The sequence below is a fragment of the Trueperaceae bacterium genome, from assembly GCA_031581195.1.
In the GTDB taxonomy this organism is placed as follows: Bacteria; Deinococcota; Deinococci; order Deinococcales; family Trueperaceae; genus SLSQ01.
On the sequence record JAVLCF010000018.1, the window covers coordinates 20,581 to 26,350 of the forward strand.

General features: G+C 75.2%; 6 protein-coding genes. 2 read left to right on the forward strand and 4 right to left on the reverse strand.

Features of this window, described 5'->3' with window-relative positions; genetic code table 11:
* The 3 genes from RI554_02985 to aroA form a co-directional block, all read right to left on the reverse strand.
* Positions 1-883, reverse strand: an 883-nt coding sequence (locus RI554_02985; protein MDR9390972.1) for an NAD(+)/NADH kinase, incomplete at its 3' end; no start/stop codon positions are given.
* Positions 880-1,506, reverse strand: coding sequence for a (d)CMP kinase (gene cmk, locus RI554_02990; protein MDR9390973.1), 627 nt, complete (start codon positions 1,504-1,506; stop codon positions 880-882). The genes cmk and RI554_02985, both read right to left, overlap by 4 nt.
* A gap of 8 nt (positions 1,507-1,514) precedes the next feature.
* Positions 1,515-2,819 (reverse strand): 3-phosphoshikimate 1-carboxyvinyltransferase, encoded by a 1,305-nt coding sequence (aroA, locus tag RI554_02995; protein ID MDR9390974.1) that lies wholly within the window; start codon positions 2,817-2,819, stop codon positions 1,515-1,517.
* An 87-nt stretch (positions 2,820-2,906) separates the two neighbouring features.
* Between aroA and RI554_03000 the strand changes: the two genes are divergently transcribed.
* Positions 2,907-3,335 (forward strand): SufE family protein, encoded by a 429-nt coding sequence (locus RI554_03000; GenBank protein MDR9390975.1) that lies wholly within the window; start codon positions 2,907-2,909, stop codon positions 3,333-3,335.
* A gap of 150 nt (positions 3,336-3,485) precedes the next feature.
* A complete protein-coding gene (rpmE, locus tag RI554_03005) occupies positions 3,486-3,695 on the forward strand; it encodes a 50S ribosomal protein L31 (GenBank protein ID MDR9390976.1) in 210 nt (69 codons plus the stop codon).
* Between the two features lie 115 nt (positions 3,696-3,810).
* Here rpmE and RI554_03010 read toward each other — a convergent pair whose 3' ends face one another.
* Positions 3,811-5,664 carry a sensor histidine kinase gene (locus RI554_03010; protein MDR9390977.1) on the reverse strand — a complete coding sequence of 618 codons (1,854 nt, stop codon included), beginning with the start codon at positions 5,662-5,664 and terminating at the stop codon, positions 3,811-3,813.
* Between the last annotated feature and the right edge of the window lie 106 nt (positions 5,665-5,770).

The window sequence follows — 5,770 nt, forward strand, 5'->3', positions numbered from 1 at the left end:
CGTCGGGGTCGCGCGGCTCGGGGGTGAGGACCGGCCCGACGCCCCACCCGAGCTTCTCCCGCATGACGCCGTACGGCCCCAGCGCGCCGCTGCCGAGCAGCGTCACGCCGCCCGGGGCGGCCTCGACGACGACGCGGTCGCCGGGCGCCAGGTCGATGCGTTCCTGCCCGTCGACGAGGAGCGCGACCTCGTCGACGCGGCCGCCGACCGCGAACGCGAGGTGCGACGACGCTCCGACCACGATCGCGCGGTGGGTGAGGCCGTGGGGGGCGATGGGCGTCAGGACGAAGGCGCGAAGGTCGCGCGCGAGGATGGGCCCCCCGAGCGACAACGAGTAGGCGGTCGACCCGACCGGCGTCGCCACGACCAATCCGTCGGCGCGGTAGGCGATGGCGTGCTCGTCGTCGATCCACGTGTCGATCTGCAGGACCCGCGTCATGACGCCCTGGGAGACCGCGACGTCGTTCATCGCGACGTGCGGCGGACCGCCGTTCACGCGGGCCTGCAGAAGCATCACCTCGTCGCGCCGCCAGGCGGTCGGCGCCTCGCCGTCCAGGTAGCGGCGGAACGCGGCGGGGTCGAAGCCGGCGAGGAACCCGAGCTTCCCGACGTTCACGCCGAGCACCGGAACGTCGCGCCCGCGAAGGCGTCGCGCGACGTCCAGGAGGGTGCCGTCCCCCCCGACCGACACGACGAGGTCGACGCCCCCGAGCGCCTCCCAGGCGGCGGGGGCGTCGCCACCGAGGACGACGTCCACCCCGAGGCGTTCGAACCCCTCGGCGAACTCGCGGGCGAGCGCGCCGGCGGCGGGCTTGTGCACGCTGGCGTGCACCACGACGCGGCGCAGGTCCCGCGCGAGGGGGATCGGGCGGGGGGCGCTCACGGGCGCCCGACGACCTCGAGGGCGCGGGCGACGACGGCGTCGAGGTCGAGGTCGCTGGTGTCGATCGTGACGGCGTCCTCCGCCGGTCCGGTCTGCCGGACGTCGCCCGCGTCGCGCTTGCGGATCGCGTCGGCGACGGCGGCAAGGTCGGCGGCGCGCTCCCCGACGCGGCGGGCGGCGCGGACCTCGGGGCGGGCGGTCAGGAAGAGCTTCGCGCGGGCGTCGGGGAACACGTCGCGGCCCATGTCGCGACCGTCGACGACGAACGGCCCCTCGATCTCCCGGAGCCGGGCGTTCGTCCAGGCGCGCACCTCCGGGTGCGCCGCGACGGTGGACACGGCCGCATCCACGGCGTCGCTGTGCAGCGCGTCGGTGACGTCCGCGCCATCGATGATCACGCGGTTGTCGCCGGGGGCGGCGTGCAACGCCACGTCGTGCGCCGCGAGGCGCGCCAGGACCGCGTCGGCGTCGGTCGCGTCGACGCCGTCGCGCGCCAGCCAGGCGGCGGCGCGGTAGAGCAGGCCGCTGGAGACGAAGGGGACGCCGAGGTGCTCCGCGAGGCGGGTGGCGACGCTCGATTTGCCGCTCGCGGCGGGACCGTCGACGGTGACGACGCTCGACACGTCCGCCATCATAGCGCCGGGCGGTAGAGCGTCGCCCAATCCTCGAAAAAGCCGGGGTAGGTCTTGCCGACGACGCCCGGGTCGCGCAACGCGACGTCCGGGAGGCGGAGCCCGGCGACGGCGAACGCCATCGCCATGCGGTGGTCGCCGTACGTGCGGATCTCCACGGGGGCGAGCAGTTGCCCCTCCTCGAGCGGATGCACCGTCAGGGCGTCGTCCTCCTCCTGCACGCGCGCACCGAGGCGCGCGAGCTCGCGGGAGGTGGCGTCGAGGCGGTCGGTTTCCTTGATCCGGAGGTTCCAGACGTTCTCGATCCGCACCGGCCCATCGGCGAACAACCCCACGACGGCCAGCGTCTGCGCTTGGTCGGGCATGTCGCCGAGATCGAAGGTGCCGCCCTGCAGCCGCCCTGCGGGCGGCCCCTGCACGCTCACGCCGGAGGGGGCCTGCTCGACGCGGCACCCCATCGCCTCGAGCACCTCCAGGAGGCGGCGGTCGCCCTGCAGGCCCTTCGGGGCGAAGCCGGGCGTCCGCACGCGGCCGCCGGTGACGGCGGCTGCCGCCCAGAAGTAGCCGGCCGCCATGGCGTCCGGCTCGATGCGGTAGGTACGTGGCTGGTACGTCGCCGGCTCGACGGCGAAGCGGGCGTAGCCGTCGCGCTCGACGCGCACGCCGAACGCCGCCATCACGGCGAGCGTCATGTCGACGAACGGGCGGCTGGCCAGGTCGCCGTCGACCTCGATCTCGAGGGGTCCGTCGGCGGCGGGGGCGGCCATCAACAGGGCCGACAGGAACTGCGAGGAGCGCTCGCCGCGGACGCGGACCCGCCCGCCGGGGAGGCCGTCGGCGTCGATGCGGACCGGCGGACAGCCGGTCCCGCGCACGTCGCGCGCATCGACGCCGAGCTGCCGGAGGGCGTCGAGCAGGTCGCCGATCGGGCGTTCCCGCATGCGGTCGGTCCCATCGAGCGTGTAGACGCCGTGCCCGAGGGCGACGAGGGCGGCGAGGAAGCGGATGGCGGTCCCCGACAGGCGCAGGTCGAGGTCGGCGCGGTCGCTGGGCACGCGCCCCCCTTGGCCGTGCACGCGGAGCTTCGTCCCGTCCGACTCGACGTCGATGCCGAGCGTCCGCAGGGCGCGCTCCATCACGTCGCGGTCCTCGGCGACGAGGGCGCCCTCGAGGTCGCTGACGCCGTCGGCGAGGGCGGCGACGGCCAGCGCGCGGTTGGTGATGGACTTCGAGCCGGGGACCGTGACGCGGGCGTCGACCGGCCCGCTGACGCGGAGGGGGAGCGGATCGAGGAGGCCGGGCACGCCGCGGAGGATAGCACCGGCTCGCGCCCCGGCCGGGCGCAGCCCGGACCACGTCGCGTCGGCCGTCGGGCGGCTACGCTGGACGGCATGAGCGTTCCGAGTTCGCTGCAACACGTGATCGATCAGTTCGCGGGGGCGCCGTCCAGTTTGCGTCTGCCGCTGTTGCTGGAGTACGCGCAGAACCTCCCGCCCCTGCCCGACGCCCTCGCGGGGGCGGAGGACCGCTTCGAGAAGGTCGAGGAGTGCCAGACGCCGTTGTTCCTCGCCAGCGAGGTGGCGGACGGTGCGGTGCGCGTCTGGTTCGACGCCCCCGAGGAGGCGCCGACCACCCGCGGGTTCGCGTCGATCCTCGCCGCCGGCCTCGACGGGCGCACGGTGGACGAGGTGCTGGCGGTCCCGACCGACGTCGCCGGCCGGTTGGGCCTCACCGACCTGATCAGTCCCCTCCGCCTGCGCGGCATGGAGGGGATGCTGCGGCGCCTGCAGCGGCAGGTGCGCGACGCGCAGGCCGCCTGAGGGGCGCGGGCGCACCCCCGCCGCGTGGAGGGTGACAGGCGCCGCGGCGGCCTGCTACACTCCGGTGCTCGCCGCGCGCCGCGCGGCCCGATCCCACCCCCGTCCCGGCCCGCCCGGGCGACCGGCCGGTCCCGGCCCGCGAGGAGAGGCATGAAGAAGGACATTCACCCCAAGATGGTGCCCGCGAAGGTGATCTGTGACGGCGAGGTCGTGCTGGAGACGTACAGCACCAAGCCGGAGATCCACGTCGACGTGTGGTCCGGCAACCACCCGTTCTTCACCGGCCAGCAGCGCTTCATCGACACCGAAGGGCGCGTCGAGAAGTTCCAGAAGCGCTTCGGCAGCAGCTACCGCAAGTAACCCGGTCCGGCGCTCCGCGCGCCTCCGCACCGGTCGTCGGCCGCCCGCCCCGCGGGCGGCCTTCGTCGTGGGGACCTCCGCGGCGACCGGGGGCGGGCGCCCCCCGGGGACCGCGTCAGCCGAGCGCGGCGCGCACGCGCGTCCCCTCCCCCGGGGCGCTCGTCATGGTGAACGTGCCGCCGCGGGCCTCGACGCGCTCGCGCATCTGCCGGAGGCCCAACCCCCCGGCGCTCGTGACGCGATCCTGGACCGCGTCGACGTCGAAGCCCGCGCCGTCGTCGACCACGTCGACGAACGTCCGTCCCGCCTCGTCGCGCCCGAGGCGGACCGTCACCGCGCGGGCGCCGGCGTGCTTGGCGACGTTGTGCATCGCCTCCTGGAAGATCCGGAACAGGATCGCCTCGGCGCGGACGTCGACCTCGCCGACGTCCTGGATCTCCACCTCCACCTGCACGCCGTTCTGCGGGCCGAAGTCGTCGGCGTAACGCCGGACGGTGTCGACGAACCCGTGGCGCTCGAGGTCGACGGGACGCAACGCGAAGATGCTGCGGCGGAGTTCGGCGATGGCGTCGCGGACCGTGGTCTTGGCGAGGCCGAGCTCCTCGCGGGCGCGGTCCGCGTCGCGCTCCAGGAGACGGGTGGCGAGGTCGACCTTCAGGGCGGCGAAGGCCAACGATTGCGCGACGCCGTCGTGGATCTCGCGGGCGATGCGGGAGCGCTCCTCGCCGATGGCGACCTCCTCGCTGGCGAGGTAGGCGCGGGCGTTGCGGACGGCGGTCGCGACCTGGCCGGCGAGCAACGCCAGGAACGGCAGTTGCGCCTCCCCGACGGCGCCGGGCCGGTCGTGCACCAACACCAGCGCGCCGAGGGTGTCGTCGTCGGTGGTCATCGGCAGGACGACCGCGCAGGCGGCGTCGGCGAGGAGGCCGCCCCCCTCGGCGCGGAGCTCGTCGCCGATGACGCCGATGAGGTGCGGCGTGCCCGACGCCGCGAGGCGCGCGAGGCGGTCCTCGCCGCTGCGCAGCGGCGCGAGGGGCCGGTCGGGCCGCACGACCTTGGGGTGCAGCAGCGGCCCGTCGTCGGCGAGGAACACCGCGCCGGCGGTCGCGTCGACGCGCTGCATCGTGCGCTCGAGGAGCCGGCCCAGGAGGTTGTCGAGGTTGCCTTCGGCGCGGACGCTGCGGTCGACCTCGAAGAGCGTCAGGAGGTCGCGCATGCGGCCGCGGGTCGCTTCGAGGGCGGAGGCGAACTCGCCGGCCAGGATGAAGAAGGCGTCCCGGGCGGTCGCTTCGGGCGGCGCGTCGAAGACGGCGTGGACGCTGCCTTCGATCGTCCCGGCGATGCGAACGGGGGCCGACAGGACGTGCAGGGGAACGCCGTCGACCGCCTCCACCTCGTCGGGGAGGCCGCCGCCGCGGATGCGGGCGTCGCGCGCCCGGATCCGGTCGCGGACCGCGGCGTCGAGGCCCTCCTCCGCGGTGAGGTCGGGGTCGCTCGCCCCGAGCACCAGCGCGCTGCCGCGCGCGCCCGTCGCCTTGCGGAGTCCGGTGACGCCCGCCCGGATCGCCTCCTCGACGTCGGCGGCGAGCGCGAAGCGTTCGGTGACGGCGTGGATCGAGGCGAGCAGGTCGTGGCTCTGTTGCAGCTCGAGGTACGTCGCGCCGAGCTCCGCTTGCGCGCGTTCGCGCCCCTTCACCTCCCCGAGGATCCACGACAGGGTGATGACCGTGGCGAGCGGCCCGAAGACGGCGTAGAACCCGAGGCGGACCCAGGGGTTCGGCCCGGGCCCGAGTTGCGGCAGCAACCCCAACTCGAACAGCAGGACGATGCCGATGATCGCGAGGGGGAGCCAGACGCGGGCGCGTTGGACTTCGGCGGCGAGGCGTCGGCGGGCCGACGCGTCGCGCTCCGCGGCGGCGGCGAGGCCGAAGCGGCGTCCGGTGGCGCGCGTTCCCTTCGGAGCGTCCATCGCGCGTCAGCGTACCGCCTCCGGCGCGCCCCGGGGCGCCCCCGGACGGCGGGCGGACCCGCGCGGCGGGCGCGAGCCGGTAGACTCGGCGTTCGTGAGCGACGCC